Genomic DNA, 23,155 nt, shown 5'->3' with positions numbered 1-23,155 from the left:
CTCACGGTCTCCTCCTGACGGCTCGACGTGGTGTCAGTACTATGTACGGCATGATGTACGACAGTCAATGGACCTGTGCGGTGCCGTTGTCGGCCACGCGCGGAGCCGGATCGCGCGGAACCGGATCGCATGGCGGCCGCGGTGCGTCGCCCTCCTCCCGGAGGAACAGGCCCGCGATCACCGAGACGACCGACATCGCCGCCATGTACACCGCGATGCCCAGCCATCCGCCGGTGGTGTGCAGCAGATAGGTGGCGATGTCGGGGGAGAACGCGTTCCCGGCGATCAGCCCGACGGTGAAGCCGATCGACATACCGGTGAACCTCAGACGCACCGGAAAGACCTGGGAGAAATGCGCCGCCACCACCCCGTAGTTGGCGGAGTAGCCGATGAACAGGAGCGTGAAGCCCAGCAGCATCAGCCAGTACTCCCGGGTCTGCAGCAGCGCCAGCCAGACGAATCGACGTCGGCTCAGCGATCGCAAGTGGTCGTACTAGGTACCGTTCGCTGTATGCCGTCAAGGATCCTGACAGCTCCCCTGGCGGATCGGGAGTCCATGACGGATAGGGAGAGAAGACAGCTCAGCCCCGGGCCGAAGGACCCGGGGCCGGGGAGACCAGGCAGCGAGTCTCAGTCGCCGGTCTGCCGCAGGACGCCCTCGATGAGGCAGTCGAGCCCGAAGAGGAACTGTTCGTCGCTGGGCAGTGTGGTCATGTCCTCGGCGAGCTCCACCATGTTGGGGAAGTCCGCACGCGGCAGGGCCCCGTAGAAGTGCCTGCGCCGCCGCCGCAGTTCCTCGGCCTCGGGATGGTCCGCCTTCCCCCACGGGCGGGGGGCCTGGTAGCTGGCGAATCCCAAGCTGTACTGCACGATCAGCCCGTAGACCCGCACCGCGTCCCGGTCCACGAACCCCGCCTCGCGCAGCCTCCCGATGACCGCCTCGAACGCGCCCCGCATGGACTGCGGACCGGTGCTCACCCGCGTGGCGAAGAGCCGCACGATGCTGGGGTGCTCCCGCATCATGTCGAGGAAGGCCAGCGCCAGGGCCTGCACGACCGCCTCGGGCGAGGTCTCCTCGGCGGTGGGCAGCCGGAAGTTCCCCATGACGTGGTCGGCGATCCCGTCGAGGATCTCCTCCTTGCTGCGGAAGTAGCCGTAGAGCGTCATGGCGCCCACGCCGAGGTCCGAGGCGAGCCGACGGATGGTCAGCACCTCGATGTCTTCCTCGTCGCAGATCCGGGTGGCCACCTCGATGATGCGCTCAGCAGTGAGCGCCCTCGCACGCGACCGCGGACCCGCCACCTGGACTCTCCTCCTCGCACACCACCGGAAACCGGCGACGCGCCCGGCGCCGTCGTACCGCATACCGTACAGCCGCCCTCGGGCGTTTTCCCCCTCGGGCGAACCGCCGGTCCGGCGGAGGTGAGACGTGGACGGGACGAGGTGGCCGGAGCCGATCCGGCGGTCAGGGGGCGGTGTTCGCGCGGGCGGCCAGGTCGAGGGCGATGTCCGTGATCATGTCCTCCTGGCCGCCGACCATCCTGCGGCGGCCGACCTCGACGAGGATCGCGCGGGTGTCCAGACCGTGGCGTACCGCGGCCGCCTCCGCATGGCGCAGGAAGCTGGAGTACACGCCCGCGTAGCCGAGGGTGAGGGTCTCCCGGTCGACCCGGACCTCGCGGTCCTGCAAGGGCCGGACGACATCGTCGGCGGCGTCCATGAGGGGGAACAGATCGCAGCCGTGCTTCCAGCCCATCAGGTCGGCGACGGCGATGAACGCCTCCAGCGGGCAGTTGCCCGCCCCCGCGCCCTGGCCCGCGAGGGAGGCGTCCACACGCGTGACGCCGTTCTCGACGGCGACCACGGTGTTGGCCACGCCGAGGGCGAGGTTGTGGTGGGCGTGGATGCCGAGTTCGGTGTCCGGGTCGAGCACCTCGCGGTAGGCGCGGAAGCGGTCGCGCACACCGTCCATGGTCAGTCGGCCGCCGGAGTCGGTGACGTAGACGCAATGGGCGCCGTAGGACTCCATCAGCCTGGCCTGGCGGGCGAGTTCGGCCGGTTCGGCCATATGCGACATCATCAGGAACCCGGCCACGTCCATGCCCATCTCGCGGGCGGCGGAGATGTGCTGGGCGGAGATGTCGGCCTCGGTGCAGTGGGTGGCGACGCGCACGGAGCGGATACCGAGGGCGTGGGCCCGCTTCAGGTCGTGCAGGGTGCCGATGCCCGGCAGCAGCAGCGTGGTGGGAATCGCCTGGCCGGCGGCCCCGACGACGGCCTCGATCCAGTCCCAGTCGGTGTGGGCGCCGATGCCGTAGGTGACGCTGGAGCCGGACAGCCCGTCGCCATGGGCGATCTCGATCGCGGCCACCCCGGCGGCGTCCAGGGCGGCGGCGACGGTGCTCGCCTGCTCGACGGTGTAACGGTGGCGGACGGCGTGCATACCGTCCCGCAGGGTCACGTCCTGGATGTACAGGGCGGGCGGGGCCGACGGGGTGGGGGCGGCCCGGCCGGCGTCGGTCGTGGTCATCGTGCGGTCTCCTCGCCCGAGCGGTGTGCGGCCAGGCGCTCCGCGGTGCGCAGCGCGGCCGAGGTCATGATGTCGAGGTTTCCGGCGTAGGCCGGGAGGTAGTGGGCGGCGCCCTCGACCTCGAGGAAGACCGAGACCTTCACCGCGTCGGTGTGCGCGGCCTCGGCGGGCAGCAGCGAGCGCAGCGGGTCGTCGGAACTCACCTGGTCGAACTGCACCTTCTGCTTGAGGCGGTATCCGGGCACATACGCCTGGACCCGGCCGACCATCTCCTCGACGGAGGCGGTGACCTCCTCGGTGTCGCAGCCGGAGACCAGGCAGTGCACGGTGTCCCGCATGATCAGCGGCGGCTCGGCCGGGTTGAGGATGATGATGGCCTTGCCGCGGGCGGCGCCGCCGACGCGCTCGATGGCGGAGGCGGTGGTCTCGGTGAACTCGTCGATGTTCGCCCGGGTGCCGGGGCCCGCGGAGCGGGAGGAGATGGACGCGACGATCTCCCCGTAGTGGACGGGGGTGACCGCCCCCACCGCGGCGACGATCGGGATCGTGGCCTGGCCGCCGCAGGTGACCATGTTGACGTTCGGCGCGCCGAGGTGGGCGTCGCCGTTGACCGGGGGCACCACATAGGGGCCGATGGCCGCCGGGGTGAGGTCGACGAGGGTACGGCCGAGGGGGCGCAGCACCTCCTCGTGGCGCTTGTGGGCACCGGCGGAGGTCGCGTCGAAGACGAGGTCCACGTCCGCGAACTCGTCCAGCTTCACCAGCCCGTCCACGCCCTCGTGGGTGGTGGCCACCTTCAGGCGGCGGGCGCGGGCCAGCCCGTCGGAGTCGGGGTCGATGCCGGCCATCGCGGCGATCTCCAGGGTGTCGGAGAGCCGCAGCACCTTGATCAGGAGGTCGGTGCCGATGTTGCCGGACCCGATGATCGCCACCTTGGTGCGGGTGTTCGTCTCGCTGCTCACCGGTTGTCTCCTTCCGCGGCGAACCCGACTCCTACGGCGCCCAGGTTCGAGATACGGGCTTGGAACACATCGCCCGGGGCCGCCGGGACCATCGGTCCCAGGGCCCCGGTCAGGAGGAGGTCGCCCGCCCGCAGCGGGTCGCCCCGCTCGGCGAGGGCCGAGGCCAGCCAGACGGCCGCGTTGAGGGGGCCGCCGAGGCAGTCGGCGCCGGTCCCCTCGGAGACCATCTCGCCGTTGCGGGTCATGCTCATCTGCACGCTGCGCAGGTTGACCCCGGTCAGCGGCACCGGGAAGGCACCGAGGACGTACATCCCGCAGGAGGCGTTGTCGGCGACGGTGTCGACGATGGAGATGTCCCAGTCCCGCACCCGGCTGTCCACGATCTCCAGCGCGGGGAGTGCGAAGTCGGTGGCGCGCAGCAGGTCGACGACGGTGCACTGGGCGTGTGGCAGGTCGCTGCCGAGCACGAGCGCCACCTCGGCCTCCACCTTGGGCTGGAGCAGCCGCCCGGCGGCCACCTCACCGCCCTCCGGCACGGCCATGTCCGCGAACAGGGCGCCGAAGTCCGGCTGGTCCACGCCGAGTTGGCGCTGCACGGCCAGGGACGTCAATCCGATCTTCCGGCCGACGATCCGGCGGCCGGCGGCCTGCTCGCGTTGCAGGTTCAGCCGCTGCACCGCGTAGGCGGCCTCGATGTCGCCGTCGTCCAAGAGCGTGCGCACCGGCGGGCAGGCGGTCCCGCCGCGGGCGGCCTCCGCCAGTGCGTCGGCGGCCTTGACCACGGCCCCGGGGAAGGCGTCCGTCGGGACGCGGTCGGGCACATTCGGCACGGGCTACCTCCTGAGGTGGAACGTGGGTGCCGGGCCCCCGGCGCTCCCCATGTGGCCTCCGGTATAGACGCGCGGGCCGCCACGAGCCAACTTTTGTTCCGTTACGCGGAACGCGGCGAACAGCGGCTTGCCGGACGAGGCGGCACTGACCTGCCCTACGCCTCTCCGGCCGAAAGGGCGTACCGCCTCACGGAACTCTCCGGGCGAGGGCGCCGCCCGCGCCGCACCGCTCTTGACGCCACCCAAGGACTTCCGTACAAAGTACGACCAGGATCGCGGGCTCGCCAACCTGCCACATCGGGAGAGTGCACATGCTGACCGCCCACTACGCCTCCAGCCGCTTCGGCCAGCTCCACTACGTCGAGTGCGGTGCGGGCGAGCCGGTGCTGCTGCTCCACCAGACCCCGCGGTCATGGACCGAGTACCGCGATGTGCTTCCGCTGGTCGGCGCCACCCACCGAGCGATCGCGATGGACACCGTCGGCTACGGGGCCTCGGCGAAGCCCGCCGACGATCAGAGCATCGAGATGTTCGCCGATGGGGTCGAGGACCTGGTGGCCGGGCTGGGGCTGGAGTCGTTCCACCTGGTCGGCCACCACACCGGCGGTGTGATCGCGGTGGAGGTGGCGGCGCGCCTGGGCTCCCGGGTGCGGAGCCTGGTGCTCTCGGCGACCCCGTTCATCACCCCTGAGAAGCGCGCCCGGGCGGCGTGGAAGCGCCCGGTCGACTGGGTGCAGCCGAAACCGGACGGCTCCCACCTCATGGAACTGTGGAACCGGCGGAGGCATTTCTACGCGCCGGGGCAGGAGGCCGCGCTCAACCGGTTCATGGCCGACGCCGTGCGGGTGCTGGACCGGGCGGAGGACGGCCACATCGCCGTTCGGCTGTTCGCGATGGACGAGCGGCTGCCGCGGATCACCGCCCCGGCCACGGTCATCTGTGGGCAGGACGACGATCCGTCGATGCCCAGCTTCCAGCCCATGGTGAACGCCCTGTCCGCCACGGGGCACACTGTGCCCGGAGTCGGTGTGCCGTTCCCCGAACAGCGGCCGGAGGAGTTCGCCCGGCTGGTGCTGGCAGCCGTCGCAGCCGCCGGGGCGGCGGACCGCTGACGACGGCGTGGTGTCAGGGGGCGGGGAACAGCGAGCGGTAGAAGGGCGTCTCACGAAATCCGTCCCCGTGGTGCGTGGAGCCCCAGCTCAGGGGCACCGCCGGACCACCGGCCCGCTGCAGCTGGCCGACGAGCGCGTAGTCGGGGTGCACGCCGTCGTCGCTCAACGTCGTGGTGAACTCAAACTCGAACCGGTCGCCCGGCCGCACCGGCAGGCCCTCCTCCGACAGCGGGGCGTAGACCGGGGTCCAACTGCTCGACTGGAACAGCGAGTCGATCGGCTCGTCGCCCTCGGCCACCCATAGACGCATGCCGAGCGCGAGCCCGGTGAAGCGGCCCTCCCGGGTGAACGTCAGCTCGGCGCCGTCGACGCCCTCCGGCTGCAGCTCGCCGTTGAACTCCAGCGGCTCCACCTCGGCGGCCCCGGACATATACGACCGCTTCCGCACCTTCGGGTCGCCCTGCACCCCCTCGATGACCACCCGCAGGTCGAAGGGGCGGCCCACCGCGGCGAACACCTCCTCCACGTAATGGAGGACGGGGGACGGAAAGGCGGGCGGTTCCCCGAGCGTCGCGCTCTTCAGGTCCAGGGCGACGGCGGTGGTGGCGCTGCGGTGCGGAATGAACACCCCGCCGGGCTTCACCAGGCGCTCCCGCGCGTCCCGCAGGACGGACCCCGCCCCCTCCGAACCGGCGAGCGTGCCGATGATCTCGGAGACACACATATCGACGGGCTCGGGTAGCTCGATCTCGGTGGACAGCCCCTCCACCACCGTGACCCGGTCGGCGAAACCGGCCTTCTCGATGTTCCGCCGGGCGATCTTCGCGGACTCGGGGATGACCTCCACGGCCCATACGTGGCGCGCTCCGGCGCGGGCGGCGGCCAGCGCCCACACCGCGTCCTGGCCCGTGCCGATGTCGAGCACCGTCCGGCCGGGGGCGTAGCGGCGGACGGCTTCGTTGTACGCGCCCATCCGACGCTCGTCCTTGATCATCACCTCGTACGCGACCTCGTCGTACACCGGGTACTCGCCGATCGAAGCGAACAGCCACACCGGGCTCGACTCCAATGCGCACGCCCGCACCGGCACCTTGCGACCCGGTACCGCCAACTCTGCGAGGAAGGAACGCGGCATCTTCAGACCTTTCCCTGGAGTGACCTTTCACGACCAGCATGCAGGTATAAAAACACGGAATTCCCTAGCGATCGAACTCAACCCGAGTGAATAAAGTCCGAATATAGTCCGGTTAAAGCAATGTAAAAGCGAGAGAAGTGAGGCGATCGACGCCCGATATCGCCGCCGCGCGGCCGCGGCCGCGCTCGCACGCCGACAACGGCCATCGAGGGGCCCCTGCGCCGCCATGAAGCGGCCTCATCGAACAGACGTGCCCCTATAAGCGGCATGTTCGCGATGAGGTGAGGGGTTGCTCGCGAAGGAAAAGTCGGCTTGATTTCGCGGATGGAGCCCTGAATCTGGCGCTGGACCGTCCGAAAGTCATCGGAACTCATATGCAAGCTGGTTATCCGTAGTAATTGGCGAGACAGGCACTCATGCCCGATCGTTGAAATGGCGACTTCCGCGATGCCCGTGATGTCGGCGATGCCCGCGATCAGCGCGGGACGCGTCGTACGGCTGTTCCGCCCGCGACGGATCAGGCGCCGTTCATCTGACCGCCCCTGTGTGGTCACGGACCTTGACCACAGTGACGTCCGGGGTCACCGGTTCTTCACATGATGCGCGGGAGTGTCAATGGACGCAGCGGGGCGCAACCAGCTGGGCAGACGGACGCTGTTGCGGGCCACCGCCGTGATCCCGGCAGCGGGCACGGCCGCCGTCGTATCGGGTACGACACCCGGTCACGCGGCCACCGCGAAGGCCGGCGGCCACCGGTACGACCCCAAGTCGCCGCGGTTCAGCCTCGCGGTGCTGCCGGACACGCAATACCTCTTCGACGCCGACAGCTCCGACCCGGAGCCGCTCCGGGCGACCTTCCGGTACCTGGTGTCCCAGCGCGAGGACGCCAACATCGCCTTCATGGCGCACCTGGGCGATGTCACGGAACACGGCTCGCGGGAGGAAATCACGCTGGCCGCCACGGCCTTCGGGACCATCCACGGCAAGGTCCCCTACAGCGTCCTGGCCGGCAACCACGACATCGACTCCGGCACCGACGACCAGCGCGGCGACAGCGCCTATCTCGACGCCTTCGGTCCGCGGCGGTTCTCCGCCATGCCCACCTTCGGCGGCGCCTCGCCCGACGGCTACAACAGCTACCACGTCCTGCCCGCGGGCGGGCGGGAGTGGCTGATCCTCGCGCTCGACTGGCGGATCTCCGACTCCGGGCTGCGATGGGCGCAGAAGGTACTCGACGCCCACCCCACTCTGCCCGCCGTCCTCACCACCCACGACCTGGCCTGGGCCGACGACGCGGGCAGCGCACAGCTCTCGGACAACGGCCGGCGGCTGTGGGACGGCCTCATCCGCGGCACCGACCAGATCTTCCTCGCCCTGGGCGGGCACTACTGGCCCCCCGGGCGCACCGTCCTGACCAACGACGCCGGCAACGACGTCCATATCCACATCACCAACTACCAGGACCGGTACTACGGCGGCGCCGGAATGATCCGCCTCTACGCCTTCGACCTGGTCCGCGATGTGATCGACGTGGAGACGTTCTCGCCCTGGTTCCTCGGCCGCGCCCCGGAGCAGAGAACACCTCTGGAGGCGGAGACCATCGAACTGACCGGGCCCGTCGACCGGTTCAGCCTGAGCATCGACTTCGCACGCCGCTTCTCCTCCTTCGCCCCGGTCGTACCGCGCGAGCCGCGCCCGGCCTCCGCCGTCATGCCGCGCGGCACCCTCGCGTACTGGCGCTTCGACGCCTCGGGAATCGCCGCGGGCGCGGGCGCGGACGGGCCGGTCGGCACGGATACGGTGCTCCGCGACCTGTCGGGCCACGGCAACGACCTTTGGGTGACACGTCTGCACGACAGCGGGCCCGAGGTCCTGACGTGGTCCGGCGAGCACCACGGCGACCAGCCGGCCCATGCCAGCCTGCGCTTCGACGGCGGCAAGGGACCCGACCGCGGCGCGGTCCTGACCACCTCCGCCACGGCGCCGCTGAACTCCGAGACGTTCACCGGTGGTTACACCATCGAGACGTATCTCAAGCTCCCGGACCCCTTCGAGGGCGACCACGCCTGGATGGGCATCCTCAGCTGGGAGGGACGCAACGGCGACGCCGGCAAGACCACCGGCTGGTCGCCCGACGAGCCGACGTGCAGCCTCAATGTGACCCCCGAGCGCTTCCTGCAGTTCGTGGTCTATCCGCACGTGCAGGACGCCGATCCGACCTCCTGGAGCCACGCCCTGCCGGTGGGCCGGTGGACCCACGTCGCCGTCGTCAACGACGGCCGTCACACCGTGGTGTACGTCGACGGCTCGAAGATCGCCCGCAATCCCACCCAGCCGTCGACGGGGATCGCCACCCTCGGCAAGCCCTTCGTGATCGGTGGCACCCAGTTCGAGGAGAAGTTCGGTCAGGGCTTCTACGGCTGGATCGGCGACACCCGCGTCGTCAAACGAGCCCTGCGGCCACAGGACTTCATGACCGCCCCCGTCTAGTGTCTTCTGACTGGTCCTCGGAGAGGTCCCGTGCGGGATCCATGAGTGCGTCACGGAGTTCATCGGCGGCCGGGTGGCCGATCTCCTCGGCGATCTCAAGAGCCTGTCGCCAGACCAGTCGAGCCGCTTCGTGATCGCCCGCGGCCAGATGGGTGTCGCCCAGATGACGCAGTATCTCCGTCTCGTTGAACCGGTCGCCGACCCCCCGGACGAGGTCGAGGGCCCGCTCGTAGCAGCCGGTGGCATCCGCGTACCGAGCGAGGTGGTGATGTGCGTAGCCGAGGCTGTCCCACGCCCCCGCCTCCGCGTGCCGGTCATCGATCTCCCTGTTGAGGGCCACCGCCTGTGCGCAGTAATCCAGTGTCCGCTCGTACTGGCCGAGCATGGCGTGCAGCCACCCGGCGTTGTTCAGCGCCATGGCCTGTCCGCCCCGGTGGTCGGCCCGCCGGTACAGCCTCAGGGCCCGTTCGTTGTGGTCGAGCGCCTCCCGTGGTCGGCCTTGCCGGTCGCACACCCAGCCCAGGCCCCGGTACGTGTGCGCCTGACTGACCCGGTCGCCCAGGTGGTCGTAGAGCTCCAGTGCCTGGTGGAAGTGGGTGTGGCCCTCGTCGAGGCGGCCCATCTGGGTGTAGGCCACGCCGAGGCTGCGATGTGCGTCGGCCTGCCAGGACCGCTCACCCAGCCGCCGCGCCGCCTTGAGCGCGGTACGTTGGCTGGCCGCCCAGTCGTGCAAGTGCCCCCGGTAGTCGAAGAAGGTCTCGAGGGCCCTGGCCAGTTGCCAGGCGTGTGCGTCGAGCCCCAGACCGGCCGCCAGATCAACGGCCGCGTACAGCACCCGGTGCTCTGCGGTGAACCAGTCCAGAGCCGCACCGCGGTCCGCCATCTCCTCCGGCACGACCCCCGGCCGGGCGGCGGCCAGGGGGATCTGATCCCGGTGTGCGTCCAGCAGCCCTGCCGCGGTGTGAGCGGTATGGAGGTAGAAGTCGGCGAGCCGGTGCAGTGCGGCCTCGCTGACGGAAACCGGTTGACCGTGGCCCTGTTCGGTGGCGTAGAGGCGGATGAGGTCATGCATGCGGTGGCGACCGGGGGTGTGTTCCTGGACCAGGTGGGCGGCCCGCAGTTTGCGCAGGAGGACGCGCACCCGTGCCACGGGGAGTCCAGTGAGGCTCGCGGTGGCGGACACGCTGATGTCGGGGCCCGGCGCGAGGCCGATCAGCCGGAACGCCTGCGCGGTATCGGGTTCGAGTGCGTGGTAGGAGGAGGAGAACACGGCACGCAGGTCTGCGGCCATGTCGCCGGTGTCCAGGGCATCGAGTCGGGTGGCGGCTTCCTGGACTTCCTCGGCCAGGGCCGACAGCGGCAGGTCCGGACCGGCCGCCGCGCGGGCGGCCAGGATGCTGATGGCCAGGGGCAGACCCGCGCAGTACGTCAGGAGCGTGGCGACGGCGTCGGGTTCGGCGGCCGTCCGGCGGTGGCCGAGATGACGGATGAGTAAGTGGCGTGCCTCGGTGTCCGGAAGTACGTCGAGGTCGAGTGAGCGGGCGCCATGGCTGACGGCCAAGCCGGTCAGCTGGCGGCGGCTGGTGATGAGCACGGTGCAGGTGGAGCTGCCGGGAAGCAACGGCAGGAGCTGGGCGGTGTCGCAGGCGTTGTCGAGCACGATGAGCAGGCGCTTGTCCGACGTCAGGCTGCGGTACAGCCCGGTCTGCCCGTCCAGCTCCGCGGGGATCTCCGCGGGATCGGCGCCGAGGGCGTCGAGAAAACCTCGTACCGCCACCGCCGGTGCGAGCGGTTCGCCGGAGGGGTCGAAGCCACGCAGGTTGATGTAGAGCTGCCCGTCGGGGAAATGTTCCAGACGGTTGTGGGCCCAGTGAAGGACGAGCCAGCTCTTGCCGACGCCGCCGACACCACCGATCGCGGAAACCATCACCGTGCCGCCGGGAGCGGCCTGGGGGTCCAGCAGGCGGTCCAGGGTGGCGAGTTCGGGGATACGTCCGATGAACACCGGTGGTGATGCGGGCAGTTGCCGTGGCACGGGTACCGGGCGTCGGCCCGAACCGGCTGTGGAGGGGGTCGCCGGGGCGGTGAGGGCCGGATCGGCGGTGAGAATCCGCTGGTGGAGATCTTGCAGCGGCGGACTCGGGTCGGTGCCCAGTTCCTCTGCCAGTCGACATCGGATTTCCTGGTAGTGATGCAGGGCCTGGGCAGGGCGGCCGCTGCGGTACAGGGCGACCATGAGCTGTCCGGCCAGACGCTCGTCCAGCGGATGTGCCTCCGAGCGGGTGGACAGTTCGGCCAGCAGTCCGGTGTGGCGGCCCATGCGGAGCCGGAGGTCGGTGTGATCCAGCTCCGCGGCGGTCCGTTCCCGCTCCAGGGCCTCGCGGAGCGTGGTGAACCACGGGGTGTCCAGGGCGGTGAAGGCCCTCCCCCGCCACAGCCCCAGCGCTTGGGCGAACAGTGCCGAGGCACGCTCGTCCTCGTCGGCGGCGCGGGCTTCCCCGACCAGTCGGCGGAAGCGGTGCAGATCCACCGCCGTCTCCTCGACCGAGAGGACGTAACCGCCGGATCGCCGGACGATGCTCACCTGCTCGGCGGCGGGAGCCAGTGCCTGGCGGAGACGGGAAAGGTAGCTGTACAGCGTCCCCTGAACGCGTCGCGGAGGACGCTCTCCCCACACCCGGTCCACGAGTTGGTCCACCGCCACCACGTGATTCGCCTCGACCAATAGTGCGACGAGTACGCACTGCTGCCGGGCATGTCCCAGGTTTACCTCTGTGCCGTCGACACGTACTTCGACACTGCCCAATAAGCCGAATGACACCATCGATTCTTCCCCCCGTTGTCGCATCCCCTGCACCCTTCATAGCCGCTGCGACCGGGCGATTCAAGGTTCGTCCAAGGTCTGTCCACGGCCGCCTGAGCACATTGGTTTCCGCGGCGGTCCCCCACGGGACCGACCACCGCATGGTGAATCAACACAAAGGAGAGCGTCCGTGAACACGGAAAAGCTGGAGTACGAGCCGCCGGTGCTGGCCGAGATCGGCGACTTCGCCGAGCTGACCCGGGTCACCTGCTGCGGCAGGTGGCTCGACAACCCGTTCGGCTGGACCGCCTGGTTCGACCTCTAAACCCCTGGCCCGCGTATGGGCCGGCCTCACGGCCCGGGGGACGGACGCATTCCGCGTCCGTCCCCCGGGCCCTTCCGGACCGGCTGCGGCCGTCAAACCGAGGAGCTGATTCTTCATGGTCACAGAGCAATGGGAATACGAGACACCGATTCTGGTCGAGGTCGGCCCGTTCGCCGACCTCACCCGCGACCAGAACATCGGCCGGTGGCTCGACAACCCGTTCTTCGGCTGGTGGTTCGACTTCTAAACCCCTGGCCTTGACCACGACCAGGCGAAATGGCGGACCCGGGAATGATCCTGGGTCCGCCCGACAGGGAGATCGACATGGAATTTCTGATCCTTCCGGATCACCCGGCGAGTGCGGGAATCACGACTCTCTTGCCGGACTCGGCGCGCTCACACATGATTCCGCATAGCTCCGGTCGCCCGTTGATCGTGGGTTGTTGGGCCGACCGCGAGGTCGTGACCGCTTCCGTGGGGCAGAACTCCGTCGCGGTGCTGGGAACCACCACGCTGACCTCCGCCGCATTGGCGGAACGGCTCCGCACCGTCCGCACCGTCCACGATCTGGACACGCTGGCCCGGTCGCTGCCGGGCTGCTTTCACCTGGTCGCGTCGATCGGTGGCCGCGTGCGGGCCCAAGGCACCGTCTCGACCGCGTGCCAGCTCTTCCACGGCCGCGTCGACGGCGTGACCGTGGCAGCCGACCGGCCGCAGACCATAGCGTCGATGACGGGAGCCGGCGTCGACGAAGAGCTGATCGCGTTGCAGCTGCTCACCCCCTTCGGTCCGCCCTGGCCACTGAACATGACGAGCGTATGGCGGGGAGTGCGGACGCTGCTCCCGGGCCACTACGTGGACATCCACGCCGACGGGACCGAGCGCACCACCCGCTACTGGACGCCGCCCGAGCCCGAACTCCCGCTGGAACCAGGCGTCGCCGCGCTGCGCGAGGCCCTGGAGGCGGCCGTCGCGGCACGTACCTCACGGGGCGACACCATCAGCGCCGACCTCTCCGGCGGGAAGGACTCGACGAGCCTGTGCTTTCTCGCGGCCCGGCATGACACACGGCTGGTGACCGTCCATGCCCAGTCCTCGGACCCCGCGAACGAGGACAGGGCCTGGGCCACCCGGTGCGCGGACCGGCTGCCCCATGCCCGGCACCTGGTGGTGCCCATGAACGCCACCCCCGGGCTCTACGCGGAAGTGGCGAACGGCGACACCGCCCAGGACACCGATACGCCACTGTCCTTCGCCCGTCGGCCGATGATGGAACACGTCGCGCGCCTTGTCGCCGACCACGGCTCCGCCATACATCTGCAGGGCACCGGCTCGGACGAGCTGTTCATCCCCAGCGCGCTGTCGCTGCACGCGCTCGCTCGCAGCAGCCCGCTCAGCGCGATCCGTCCGGCTCGGGCGATGAAGTCGATGCGCCGCTGGACGTGGGCGACCACGCTGCGCGTTCTCCTCTACAACCAGTCCTACCCTCAGTGGATGGCCTCGGCGGCGGAGAGCATCACCACCGCACGCGCCTGGGGCACCGCCGTCGACTGGGAGATCGCACCGAAGATGCCTCCCTGGGCCACCCCGGATGCGATCGACGCGGTACGCCGCCGGATCCGCCAGGCCGCATCGCAGAACCCCGAACCGCTGGCCCCTCTGCCCGTACACCACGAGATGCTGCGGTTGACCCAGGTCAACGGCACAGCCGTGCGTACGAGCTCGCGGATCGGCGCCGGATTCGGTGTCTCCTTCCAGGCTCCCTTCATCGACGACCGGGTGCTCGAGGCGGCGATGTCCATCAGGCCGGCCGACCGTATGGCGCCCGGCCAGGTCAAACCGGTCCTCGCCGCGGCGATGCACGGAATAGCACCCGATGACCTCCTCGCCCGGCAGAGCAAGGCCGACGCCAGCCCCGAGCTGTACATCGGGCTGCGCCGCCACCGGCGCCGTCTCATGGAACTGTTCGAGGACTCACGGCTCGCCCGGCTGGGGCTGGTGGACGTCGACGGCATCCGCACCGTCCTGAACAGCCTGCACATCGACACCAGACCGCTCATGCCCTTCGAGCTGACGCTCGCGGGCGAACTGTGGCTCCGGGCGCTGCCGACCCATGCGAGGCCTGCCGGAACACACTCACCCCAACCCGCCCGAGGAGCATCGTGACCTTCTCCCTCGCCTCCCATGTGACCAGCACCGAAACGGACACCGGCATGGTGCTGCTCGACGAACGCACCGGCCGGTACTGGCAGCTCAACGACACCGGCGCGCTGGTGCTCCGCTGCCTCCTCGCGGGCGGCACCGTCGGGTCCGCCGCATCGGCCCTGCGCGAACGCTTCGCCGGAGCGCCCGAAGCGGCGACGGCCGACGTCGAGAAACTGGTCGACGCCCTTCGAGCCGCGAAGATGGTGGCCTCATGAGCGTGCGAGCCCTGAGCCTCGAGACTCCCACCACTCCGCCGTGGCATCTGCGTCCGGCCGCGCTGACCGCGGTGGGGATCGCCCGGGTGCTCACCTACCTGCCGCCCCAGCGTCTGCGCACGGTACTGGAATGCGCGCGGCGCGGATCCCGGCCCGCGACAGAGACCCAGACCCTGCGAGCCCGTAACGCGGTGGTGGCGGTCAGCGTGCCCTGCGCCGGGCCCCGGTGCCTGCAACGTTCCATCGCCGCCGCACTGCTGTGCCGGGCGACCGGCACCTGGCCGGACTGGTGCACCGGCGTACGCACCCAGCCCTTCCAAGCCCACGCCTGGGTGGAGGTCGACGGCAAGCCCATCGGCGAGAACATCGACGAAATCCGGTACTTCCACGTCCTCATGACGGTACGGAGTCGCCGGTGAACGGCGATGGTGGTACCGGTACCACCGTTCTGGCCCGTGGACTCGGCAAGAGTTACGGCGCCGTTCCGGCCGTGCGCGACCTCGACCTCACGGTCTCCTCCGGCGAGATCTTCGGCTTCCTCGGACCCAACGGCGCGGGCAAGAGCACCTCCATCGGCATGCTGAGCACGCTGCTGCGCCCCACCGCGGGCCGCGCCGAAGTGGCCGGCCACGACATCCGTCACGAGCCCGATGAGGTGCGCCGCCGCATCGGGCTCGTCTTCCAGGAAACGACCCTCGACGCGGACCTGACCGCCGGGCAGAACCTGCGGTTCCACGCGGATCTCTACGGCCTCCCCCGGCGCGAGGGACGCGATCGAGCCCTCACCCTGCTGGACCTGATGGGCCTGGCCGAGCGGCACTCCGATCCGGTCCGCACCTTCTCCGGCGGTATGCGCCGACGGCTGGAGATCGCCCGTGGACTGATGCACACCCCACGGGTGCTGTTCCTGGACGAACCCACGACGGGACTCGACCCGCAGACCCGAGCCGTGATCTGGGAACACCTCCACGCGTTGCGACAGGAGCAGGGCATCACCGTCTTCCTGACCACACATCACCTCGAGGAGGCCGAGCACTGCGACCGGATCGCCATCATCGACGACGGGCACCTGGTGGCCGAGGGAACACCGGCCACGCTCAAGGCCGTTGTCGGCGCCGACCTGGTAGTGCTGCGCACCGGCGACGACGACACGGCCGTACGGACCATCCGCGAGCACTTCGGGCTGGAGGCGACTCCCGGGCCCCGGGGGATCGGCCTGCGGGTGTCGGACGCGGCGGGCTTCGTGCCCCGGCTGTGCGCCGAACTCACGATTCCTGTCCACTCGGTGACCGTGACTCCGCCGACCCTGGACGACGTCTTTCTGCACTACACCGGCCGCACCATCCGGGAAGTCGATGCCGGCGGCCGCGGAACGAAGGGATAGACCGTGGCCCCCACCGAAGCCTCCGAGACCACGCCGACGGCACTCCTGCCCACAGCCTCCTGGAGCGGCAACACCCACGTCCGGAATCTGCGCACGGTCCGGGTCATGTGGCAGCGTGAACTCATCCGGCTCTCCCGAAGCCCCGTCGGCCTCCTCATGAGCCTGCTCACGCCTCTGATGTTCTTGATGGTCCTGGGGACCGGACTGAACTCCGCCATGCGCACCGCGGGCAATGACGCGGACTTTCGCTCCTATTTCCTGCCCGGCATGCTCCTCATGGTCGTCCAGGCACCCGCGGTGAACACAGGAGTGTCGATCGTATGGGACCGCCGGGCCGGTTTCCTCCGCGAGATGCTGGTCGCCCCGGTGCGCCGCGGCGCGTTGATCGCCGGTATCTGCCTGGGCGGCGCGACCGCCGCCACCGCATACGGCGCGCTGGTGCTCGGCATCGCCGGGGTACTCGGCGTCACCTACGACCCGCTTCTGTTCGCACCGGTGTTGATGGAATTGCTGGTGACCACACTCGCACTCACCGCGCTGGGGGCACTGGCCGCCGTGAGCATCACACGCATAGAAACCTTCCAGGCCGTCGTCGGAATCTCGATGATGCCTCTCCTCTTCTTGTCCGGAGCGCTCTTCCCCGTCAGCGGGCTCCCCGGGTGGTTGAACGGCGCGGTGTTGGCGAACCCCCTGACCTATGCCGTCGACGCGATGCGGCGCACGCTGTCCGACGCCGGCACCGGCGGCGGGCCGCGCTGGTGGGGCTGGCAGCCGCCCATCGCGATGGAAATGGCGTTCGTCGGCGCACTGGCGCTGGTTGCCCTGGCCACCGCGGCACGGCGCTTCTCCAAGGTCGACTAGCTTCCCTCCGTTCGGAGTCTTCTGGATCGGAGGGGGTAGGTGGCGTTCGTTCCACCTGATCAACGCCGCCTTCCCCCTACGGCCAGGAGAGACATATGCCCAGAGCCCTCGTCACGGGTATCGCCGCCACCGCCGTCGCCACCGTCCTGCTCACCGGATCCGGGGCCGTGAGCGCCACCGCCACGGCCACGGCGCCACGTGAGCCGCATGCCACCGATGTCGATCGGGTCCGTATCCAGGACGACTTCGACTCGCTCGGCCCCGAGGTCCGGGGGATGAAACTGGACTCGGGGCGCACCGCCCACTACATCGATGACGGCCCCCGGGACGGAAAGCCGGTGCTCTACATCGGCGGCACGGGCACCAGCGCGCGGGTGGCCCATATGACGGACTTCCTGCGCAGCACCCGGGAGTCCCTCGGGCTGCGGTTGATATCGGTCGAGCGCAACGGCTTCGGGGACACGGAGTTCGACAAGAGCCTGGGGAAGGCCGACTTCGCGAAGGACGCGCTTCAGGTGCTGGACCGCGTCGGGGTGCGCAAGGTCAGTGTCATCGCCATCTCGGGCGGCGGTCCGTACGCCGCCGAACTGGCGTCCCTGGCCCCGGACCGGGTCCAGTCACTGCACCTGGCCGCCGCTCTGCCGCCGTACGGCGCCCAGCCTCCGTACTGCTCGATGTCCGACGAGGAACTGGGCAAGTCGCTGGAGAAGCAGATCGCCGATCCCCGCGTCTGGTGGGCGCTGCCGGACGACAGCCCGACCAAGCGCATCCCCGGCTTCGCCGACACCGCCTTCGAGGACGGCGCCCGCACCTACAACCAGCGCGGCCAGAAGGCCGACCCCGCACCTCAGGTGCATGAGCAGAAGCTCTACTGCCGGCGGCCCGGCCCCGATCTGTCGAAGCTGACGGCCCCGGTCACCCTCTACAGCGGGAAGAAGGACACGACCGTGCCGCCCGGCACGATCGACACCTGGAAGCAGCACCTGCCCGGCCACCCGGCCGTGCGCAGCTATGCCGACTCGGGGCATGATGTGCAGTACCGGCACTGGGACCAGATCCTCGTCGACCTCGCCGGGCACACGGACCGCACCGTGATCTGCTACCGGGGCCGCAGCTCCATGCCACCGGCCCGGATTGCCGACCCGCTGGTCGCCAAGGGCCGCGCCACGCTCGGCAGCTGCGCCTGGCAGAAGCCCGCCGCGGACAGCCCCGTCGGCTGACCCGGGACCCCGCCGCTCATCACTCCCCCGCGACCGGCCGCCGCGCCCAGAACAGGGCGTGGCCGCTGTCGCCTTCGGGGACGAACTCCTCGCCCTGGACGCTCAGTCCGGCCTGGGTGAGCCAGTCCCGGTAGGTCGCGGCGTCGGCGTGGCTCCACCACATCGTGGCGCCGCCGCCGAGCCAGTTGTCGTCGGTGCCGGTCCAGGCGCTGTGTCCGGTGGTGCCCAGGAACCAGCCGCCGGGACGGAGCCAGGTGGCGATCTTGGCGAGGAGGGGAGGCTGCTCGGCCAGCGGGATATGGATCAGGGCGTAGAGGGAGACCACGGCGTCGAAGGAGGCGTCCGGGAACTCCACGGCCGTGGCGTCCGCCCGGCGGAACTCGGCCTCCGGCACCAGTTCCCGCGCCCGGCGGATCTGCACCTCGCTGATGTCCACACCGGTCACCCGGTGCCCCGCGGCGGCCAGCGCGCGGGCCACCGGCAGGCCACAGCCGCACCCCAGGTCCAGCACGGCGGCGGCGGGCGGAACGCGCTGCTGGAGGGTGTCGAGCCAGGGCCGGTACTTGGATTCGGTGGCGTAGGACTCCTCGTAGTGGCGGGCGAGCGCGTCGTACCCGCGTCTGACCAGGTCCTTGGGATCGTCGATGTCCACAGCGGAGCACGGTAGTGCGGGGCGGACGCGCTCCGCGAGCGGTTTTCGGGCGCGGTACGGCGCCGTTCGCGTCGGCCGGCGAAACGGGAAGAGAGCGCGCCCGGGCAGAGTTAGTAGAAACATGAACAACAGCGTGGACGTCGCGGTCATCGGTGCCGGACAGGCGGGGTTGTCCGGGGCCTATCACCTGAGGCGGGCCGGGTACGAGCCCGGTACCGGCTTCGTGGTGCTCGACCACGCGCCCGCGCCCGGCGGGGCGTGGCAGTTCCGGTGGCCGTCGCTGACGTACGGCAAGGTGCACGGGATGTACGACCTGCCCGGCATGCGGCTGACCAGCGACGACGCGGATCCCGAGCGGCCCTCGTCCGAGGTGATCCCGGCGTACTTCGCCCGCTATGAGCGTGCCTTCGATCTGCGGGTCGTCCGGCCGGTGCACGTCGACGCCGTAGAGGACGGGGACGACGGCCGACTGCTGGTGGAGACCTCGGCCGGGACGTGGTCCGCCCGCGCGCTGATCAACGCGACCGGGACCTGGGACCGGCCCTTCTGGCCGCGCTACCCCGGGCAGGAGACCTTCCGGGGCCGCCAGCTGCACACCGCGCGGTACCCGGGGCCCGGGGCGTTCGCCGGGCAGCGGGTGATCGTCGTCGGGGGCGGTACGTCCGGGGTGCAGCATCTGCTGGAGATCGCCGAAGTGGCGGCGGAGACGACCTGGGTCACCCGCCGCCCGCCGGTGTTCCACACCGGGCCGTTCGGCGAGGACCAGGGGCGCGCCGCCGTCGCACTGGTGGAGGAGCGGGTCCGGCGGGGGCTTCCGCCGCAGAGCGTGGTGTCGGTGACCGGCCTGCCCATGACGGAGGCGATGGAGCGGGCCCGGGCGAAGGGCGTGCTGGAGCGGCTGCCGATGTTCGAGCGGATCACCCCGTCCGGGGTGGCCTGGGCGGATGGGCGTCACGTCGACGCGGACGTGATCCTGTGGGCCACCGGTTTCCGCGCCGCGATCGACCATCTCGCCCCGCTGCGGCTGCGCGAGCCGGGCGGCGGGATCACCGTCGAGGGCACCCGGGCCGTTCGGGATCCGCGGGTGCATCTGGTCGGCTACGGGCCCTCGGCCAGCACGGTCGGCGCCAACCGGGCGGGCCGGGCGGCCGTACGGGAGATCCAGGAGCTGCTGGGTGCCCCGGACGACAGCCAGTGGTCACCGGAGAAGGTCGCCGTCGGGCGTTGACGGGGTGCGGGCCGGGCCGGTGCTCCCCCGGACGACGAGGGTGGGGTTGAGCACGATGTCCCGGTCGGCGGTGCGCCCCTCGTCGAGTCGCTCGACGGCCGCCCGGACGGCGACTTCGGCCGCCTCGGCGGCGTCCTGGCGCACCGAGGTGAGGTCGATGAAGGACAGCCGGGCGAGTTGACTGTCGTCGTAGCCGACGATGGACACGTCCTCGGGCACGTGGACGCCCGCGCGCAGGAACATGCCGAGCAGACCGTGCGCGCAGCGGTCGTTCCCGGCGATGACCGCCGTGGGCAACTCCGCCCGCGCGAGCAGGTCGCGGGCGGCCCGGGCCCCGGACTCCTCTGTGTAGTCGCCGGGGTGGATCTGGATGTGGTCGGCGAGTCCGTGGCGGCGCATGGCGGCGCGGTATCCGCGTCGTCGCTCCTCGGCGGCGGGCATGGCGCCGCCGTCGATATGCGCGATGGCGCGGTGTCCTTGGGCGACGAGATGGTCGACGGCCTGGCGTATCCCGTTCCTCTCGGCGGTACGGACGACGTCCGTACCGGCGGCTCGCGTCCGCGGGTTGATCTCCACGATGGAGGGCCCGCCGACGTGTGCGGCCGGGTGGTGCCGCTCGAACGTCGTACCGATGGTGATGATGGCTTCACAGCGCAGTCCGAGCAGCTCGTCCATCGCCTGACGCTCGTCGCGGGTTTCGACCATGGCGTTGAGCACGAGGGTGTAGCCGTGCTTCCGGGCGGCGGGGTACAGGGCCTCGACGATGCCCACGTCATGCGGCTGGCGCATGGTGAACAACACGCCCAACTGGCGGCTCCGCGTGCGGCGCAGAAGCTGGGCGGCGGTGTCGGGACGGTAGCCCAGTTCCTCGGCCGCCTGGAACACCCGTCGGCGCGTATCGGCGCTCGCGCCGGGCTGGTTGCGGAACACCAGTGACACCAGGGCCTGCGAGACACCGACACGCGCGGCGACATCGGACATGGTCGGGCGCTTGGGGCGCCCCATCGGGGCTCCCCGCCCGTCCGAGGGGCCGGTGCTCCCTGGATCCCCCATCCCTGCCTCCTCGCGCTTCATGTCTTGACATGCATCGCACACCGCCCTCATAGTACGTGGCACTTGTACGTACTAGTTGTACTGACAAAAGGACAAAGTCTCTCCGCAGCCGCACGATCGTGGCTGGCTGGGCGGCCGCTCACCCGACATCGGGAAACAACCGCACGTGTCGGGGCGCCACCACACCTTCCGCTGCCTCCACGAGGAGCCAACGACGATGAACACCCGACTCGGCCCCGAGCACTCGGGCATCGCACCCCAAGAACCCGAACTACCGCTGGACACCAAAGGCCCGCATTCACGACGGCTCGGCCTGGTCGCCGTCATCGTGACCTTCGGCGGACTGCTCTTCGGCTATGACACCGGCGTCGTCAACGGTGCCCTCGATCCCCTCACCGACGACCTCGGCCTGACCGCCCTCACCGAGGGAATCGTCGTCAGCAACCTCATCTTCGGCGCCGCCTTCGGCGCCATGATCGGCGGAATGCTGTCCGACCGGCACGGCCGCCGCCACAACATCCTGCTGCTGTCCTTGGTGTTCATGCTCGGCACCCTGGGCTGCGTACTGTCGCCGAGCTGGCAGGTGCTCGCCCTCTTCCGCTTCATCCTCGGCCTCGCCGTGGGCGGGGCCTCCGCGACGGTACCGGTCTACCTGGCCGAAATCGCCCCGGTCGAGCGCCGCGGCTCCATCGTCACCCGCAACGAAGTGATGATCGTGACCGGCCAGTTCGCCGCGTTCGTCATCAACGCGGTCATCTTCAACCTCTGGGGCGAGACCGATGGCATCTGGCGGCTGATGCTGCTCGTCGCCCTCCTTCCGGCGATCGGGCTGTTCATCGGCATGCTGCGGCTGCCGGAGAGCCCGCGCTGGCTGGTCGCCCAGGGCCGTGAGGACGAGGCACTCGCGGTCCTGTCCCAGGTCCGGACCCCCGAGCGGGCCCGCGCCGAGATGGCGGAGGTCCACCGCCTCGCCGAGGAGGAGCGGGTCGCCAAGACCGCGGGCAGGGTGGATCTCGGGGTGCGATGGGTGCGGGTGCTCATCCTGATCGGGGCGGGGCTCGGCTTCTGCCAGCAGTTCACCGGCATCAACTCCGTCATGTACTACGGCACGCAACTGCTCGGCGACGCCGGGTTCTCGGGCGACTCCGCCATCATCGCGAACACCCTCAACGGCGCCTTCAGCGTCATCGGCATCGCGGTGGGCGTGTCGGTCATCAACAGGCTCAAGCGGCGCACCATGCTGCTCGGCGGGTTCGCCCTGACCACGACGTTCCACCTGCTCGTCGGGCTCTCCGCGCTGCTGATGCCCGAGGGCACCGCGAAGGCGTGGTTCATTCTCGTCTTCGTCGTGCTCTTCGTCTTCTCCATGCAGGCCACCATCGGTCCGCTGGTCTGGCTCATCCTCTCCGAGATGTTCCCGTTGAAGATCCGCAGCCTGGCCATCGGCATCAGCATCTTCGTGCTCTGGATGGCGAACGCCCTGGTCGCCCTCGGCTTCCCGCCCATCGTGAAGGCCATGGGGATCTCGAACACCTTCTTCGCCTTCGCCGCCTTCGGTGTGCTGGCGCTCCTCTTCATCGCGACCTGTGTGCCCGAGACCAAGGGCCGCTCACTGGAGGAGTTGGAGGACGACTTCCGCACCCGCTACTCCGCACCCGCCCCAGTCCGAGAGGAGGGCTCCACACCGTGACCGTCCTGACCGCCATCGCCGAGGGCCGCGAGGGAGACCACGCGCTGACCGCGGGAATCGCCGAGGCCCGTCTGCTGGGCACCGATCTGGTGCTGGTCAACCTGCGCCTGTCCGTGCTGGACCGCTCCGGCCTGCCCGGGGACCTGAAGATCACGATCGTCGAGCGCAGCGGCCCCGGTGACCGCGACCCGGTCGCCGCCGTTCTGGACGAGATCGAGACCCGGCCCGATCTCGACCGGCTGGTCATCGGCCTCCGCCGACGCTCGCCGGTGGGCAAGGCACTGCTGGGCAGTGTGAGCCAGCGGCTGCTGCTGGAGAGCCCCATCCCCGTCGTCGCGGTCAAGCCCCCGGCCTGACCGGGGCCCGTGCGTCGGGAAGGGCCCCGGCGTCAGAAAGGACCCCGGCCCGGTGCCGGGGCCCTTCCCGATGGGTGTAGCTCCGTTTGAGTCGTGCACCACCG

The 23,155-nt window shown here is 70.1% G+C and carries 23 protein-coding genes; 13 read left to right on the top strand and 10 right to left on the bottom strand.

Going from position 1 to position 23,155, the window contains the following annotated elements; all coding sequences use genetic code 11:
• Nucleotides 1-64: 64 nt before the first annotated feature.
• The 5 genes from BLV72_RS31035 to BLV72_RS31015 form a co-directional block, all read right to left on the bottom strand.
• Entirely contained in the window at nt 65-484 is a 420-nt protein-coding gene (locus BLV72_RS31035; protein ID WP_208905783.1) for an MFS transporter, read from the bottom strand.
• Nucleotides 485-630: 146 nt separating this feature from the next.
• Nucleotides 631-1,302: a TetR/AcrR family transcriptional regulator gene (locus BLV72_RS31030; protein WP_167746426.1), complete on the bottom strand. Its 672-nt coding sequence runs from the start codon at nt 1,300-1,302 to the stop codon at nt 631-633.
• Between the two features lie 163 nt (nt 1,303-1,465).
• Nucleotides 1,466-2,530: a 4-hydroxy-2-oxovalerate aldolase gene (dmpG, locus tag BLV72_RS31025; protein ID WP_093466399.1), complete on the bottom strand. Its 1,065-nt coding sequence runs from the start codon at nt 2,528-2,530 to the stop codon at nt 1,466-1,468.
• The gene (locus BLV72_RS31020; RefSeq protein ID WP_093466397.1) at nt 2,527-3,492 is read right to left on the bottom strand and encodes an acetaldehyde dehydrogenase (acetylating); all 966 of its coding nucleotides are present in this window, start codon (nt 3,490-3,492) and stop codon (nt 2,527-2,529) included. The genes dmpG and BLV72_RS31020 overlap by 4 nt, the downstream gene beginning before the upstream one ends.
• Entirely contained in the window at nt 3,489-4,322 is an 834-nt protein-coding gene (locus BLV72_RS31015; protein ID WP_208905782.1) for a 2-keto-4-pentenoate hydratase, read from the bottom strand. The genes BLV72_RS31020 and BLV72_RS31015 overlap by 4 nt, the downstream gene beginning before the upstream one ends.
• A 311-nt stretch (nt 4,323-4,633) precedes the next feature.
• Between BLV72_RS31015 and BLV72_RS31010 the strand changes: the two genes are divergently transcribed.
• A complete protein-coding gene (locus BLV72_RS31010) occupies nt 4,634-5,434 on the top strand; it encodes an alpha/beta fold hydrolase (protein WP_093466395.1) in 801 nt (266 codons plus the stop codon).
• A 13-nt stretch (nt 5,435-5,447) separates the two neighbouring features.
• Here the strand turns inward: BLV72_RS31010 and BLV72_RS31005 are convergent, their stop codons facing one another.
• Together BLV72_RS31005 and BLV72_RS47455 are read right to left on the bottom strand one after the other, a co-directional pair.
• Nucleotides 5,448-6,569, bottom strand: a complete 1,122-nt coding sequence (locus BLV72_RS31005; protein WP_093466394.1) for a 50S ribosomal protein L11 methyltransferase — start codon at nt 6,567-6,569, stop codon at nt 5,448-5,450.
• A 77-nt stretch (nt 6,570-6,646) separates the two neighbouring features.
• Nucleotides 6,647-7,123: a hypothetical protein gene (locus BLV72_RS47455; RefSeq protein WP_143059816.1), complete on the bottom strand. Its 477-nt coding sequence runs from the start codon at nt 7,121-7,123 to the stop codon at nt 6,647-6,649.
• Between the two features lie 61 nt (nt 7,124-7,184).
• Here BLV72_RS47455 and BLV72_RS31000 point away from each other — a divergent pair, with 61 nt between their 5' ends.
• Entirely contained in the window at nt 7,185-9,059 is a 1,875-nt protein-coding gene (locus tag BLV72_RS31000; RefSeq protein ID WP_093466392.1) for a LamG-like jellyroll fold domain-containing protein, read from the top strand.
• On the opposite strand, the gene BLV72_RS30995 is transcribed toward BLV72_RS31000, so the two are convergent.
• Complete coding sequence (locus tag BLV72_RS30995; RefSeq protein ID WP_093466391.1) at nt 9,040-11,883, bottom strand: AfsR/SARP family transcriptional regulator; 2,844 nt, start codon at nt 11,881-11,883, stop codon at nt 9,040-9,042. The genes BLV72_RS31000 and BLV72_RS30995 overlap by 20 nt on opposite strands.
• 169 nt (nt 11,884-12,052) lie before the next feature.
• On the opposite strand from BLV72_RS30995, the gene BLV72_RS46750 reads away from it, so the two are divergent.
• The 8 genes from BLV72_RS46750 to BLV72_RS30965 all read left to right on the top strand — a co-directional run bounded on the left by BLV72_RS46750 (nt 12,053) and on the right by BLV72_RS30965 (nt 18,072).
• Complete coding sequence (locus tag BLV72_RS46750) at nt 12,053-12,187, top strand: lasso RiPP family leader peptide-containing protein (RefSeq protein ID WP_107417471.1); 135 nt, start codon at nt 12,053-12,055, stop codon at nt 12,185-12,187.
• A gap of 115 nt (nt 12,188-12,302) precedes the next feature.
• Entirely contained in the window at nt 12,303-12,434 is a 132-nt protein-coding gene (locus BLV72_RS46745) for a lasso RiPP family leader peptide-containing protein (RefSeq protein ID WP_107417468.1), read from the top strand.
• A gap of 215 nt (nt 12,435-12,649) precedes the next feature.
• A complete protein-coding gene (locus tag BLV72_RS30990) occupies nt 12,650-14,353 on the top strand; it encodes an asparagine synthase (protein ID WP_167746425.1) in 1,704 nt (567 codons plus the stop codon).
• The gene (locus tag BLV72_RS30985; RefSeq protein WP_093466388.1) at nt 14,350-14,607 is read left to right on the top strand and encodes a lasso peptide biosynthesis PqqD family chaperone; all 258 of its coding nucleotides are present in this window, start codon (nt 14,350-14,352) and stop codon (nt 14,605-14,607) included. Before BLV72_RS30990 ends, BLV72_RS30985 begins: the two co-directional genes overlap by 4 nt.
• Nucleotides 14,604-15,026 (top strand): lasso peptide biosynthesis B2 protein, encoded by a 423-nt coding sequence (locus tag BLV72_RS30980; RefSeq protein WP_093466387.1) that lies wholly within the window; start codon nt 14,604-14,606, stop codon nt 15,024-15,026. Before BLV72_RS30985 ends, BLV72_RS30980 begins: the two co-directional genes overlap by 4 nt.
• Complete coding sequence (locus BLV72_RS30975; protein WP_093466385.1) at nt 15,023-15,991, top strand: ATP-binding cassette domain-containing protein; 969 nt, start codon at nt 15,023-15,025, stop codon at nt 15,989-15,991. The genes BLV72_RS30980 and BLV72_RS30975 overlap by 4 nt, the downstream gene beginning before the upstream one ends.
• Nucleotides 15,992-15,994: 3 nt before the next feature.
• On the top strand, nt 15,995-16,852 hold the full coding sequence (locus BLV72_RS30970) for an ABC transporter permease (protein WP_093466384.1): 858 nt from the start codon (nt 15,995-15,997) through the stop codon (nt 16,850-16,852).
• Between the two features lie 95 nt (nt 16,853-16,947).
• A complete protein-coding gene (locus BLV72_RS30965; protein ID WP_093466383.1) occupies nt 16,948-18,072 on the top strand; it encodes an alpha/beta fold hydrolase in 1,125 nt (374 codons plus the stop codon).
• Between the two features lie 19 nt (nt 18,073-18,091).
• On the opposite strand, the gene BLV72_RS30960 is transcribed toward BLV72_RS30965, so the two are convergent.
• Nucleotides 18,092-18,724 carry a class I SAM-dependent methyltransferase gene (locus BLV72_RS30960; RefSeq protein ID WP_093466381.1) on the bottom strand — a complete coding sequence of 211 codons (633 nt, stop codon included), beginning with the start codon at nt 18,722-18,724 and terminating at the stop codon, nt 18,092-18,094.
• 121 nt (nt 18,725-18,845) lie between these two features.
• On the opposite strand from BLV72_RS30960, the gene BLV72_RS30955 reads away from it, so the two are divergent.
• Nucleotides 18,846-19,952, top strand: a complete 1,107-nt coding sequence (locus tag BLV72_RS30955) for an NAD(P)-binding domain-containing protein (protein ID WP_093466380.1) — start codon at nt 18,846-18,848, stop codon at nt 19,950-19,952.
• Here the strand turns inward: BLV72_RS30955 and BLV72_RS30950 are convergent.
• Entirely contained in the window at nt 19,923-20,957 is a 1,035-nt protein-coding gene (locus BLV72_RS30950) for a LacI family DNA-binding transcriptional regulator (protein WP_244321095.1), read from the bottom strand. The genes BLV72_RS30955 and BLV72_RS30950 overlap by 30 nt on opposite strands.
• A gap of 265 nt (nt 20,958-21,222) precedes the next feature.
• Here BLV72_RS30950 and BLV72_RS30945 point away from each other — a divergent pair, with 265 nt between their 5' ends.
• Nucleotides 21,223-22,695: a sugar porter family MFS transporter gene (locus tag BLV72_RS30945; RefSeq protein ID WP_093466378.1), complete on the top strand. Its 1,473-nt coding sequence runs from the start codon at nt 21,223-21,225 to the stop codon at nt 22,693-22,695.
• On the top strand, nt 22,692-23,051 hold the full coding sequence (locus BLV72_RS30940; protein ID WP_093466377.1) for a universal stress protein: 360 nt from the start codon (nt 22,692-22,694) through the stop codon (nt 23,049-23,051). Before BLV72_RS30945 ends, BLV72_RS30940 begins: the two co-directional genes overlap by 4 nt.
• Nucleotides 23,052-23,155 lie beyond the last annotated feature (104 nt).

The sequence above is a fragment of the Streptomyces melanosporofaciens genome (assembly GCF_900105695.1).
GTDB lineage: Bacteria > Actinomycetota > Actinomycetes > Streptomycetales > Streptomycetaceae > Streptomyces > Streptomyces antimycoticus.
Note: the sequence above shows the minus strand (reverse complement) of the source record. Positions and strands in the feature narration are given on the sequence as shown.

Coding starts and splice junctions, on each gene's coding strand:
- BLV72_RS30955 (WP_093466380.1), top strand. CDS start 18,846: ATGAACAACAGCGTGGACGTCGCGGTCATCGGTGCCGGACAGGCGGGG.
- BLV72_RS30950 (WP_244321095.1), bottom strand. CDS start 20,957: ATGGGGCGCCCCAAGCGCCCGACCATGTCCGATGTCGCCGCGCGTGTC.
- BLV72_RS31010 (WP_093466395.1), top strand. CDS start 4,634: ATGCTGACCGCCCACTACGCCTCCAGCCGCTTCGGCCAGCTCCACTAC.
- BLV72_RS30980 (WP_093466387.1), top strand. CDS start 14,604: ATGAGCGTGCGAGCCCTGAGCCTCGAGACTCCCACCACTCCGCCGTGG.
- BLV72_RS46745 (WP_107417468.1), top strand. CDS start 12,303: ATGGTCACAGAGCAATGGGAATACGAGACACCGATTCTGGTCGAGGTC.
- dmpG (WP_093466399.1), bottom strand. CDS start 2,530: ATGACCACGACCGACGCCGGCCGGGCCGCCCCCACCCCGTCGGCCCCG.
- BLV72_RS30945 (WP_093466378.1), top strand. CDS start 21,223: ATGAACACCCGACTCGGCCCCGAGCACTCGGGCATCGCACCCCAAGAA.
- BLV72_RS30995 (WP_093466391.1), bottom strand. CDS start 11,883: ATGGTGTCATTCGGCTTATTGGGCAGTGTCGAAGTACGTGTCGACGGC.
- BLV72_RS30965 (WP_093466383.1), top strand. CDS start 16,948: ATGCCCAGAGCCCTCGTCACGGGTATCGCCGCCACCGCCGTCGCCACC.
- BLV72_RS31005 (WP_093466394.1), bottom strand. CDS start 6,569: ATGCCGCGTTCCTTCCTCGCAGAGTTGGCGGTACCGGGTCGCAAGGTG.
- BLV72_RS31000 (WP_093466392.1), top strand. CDS start 7,185: ATGGACGCAGCGGGGCGCAACCAGCTGGGCAGACGGACGCTGTTGCGG.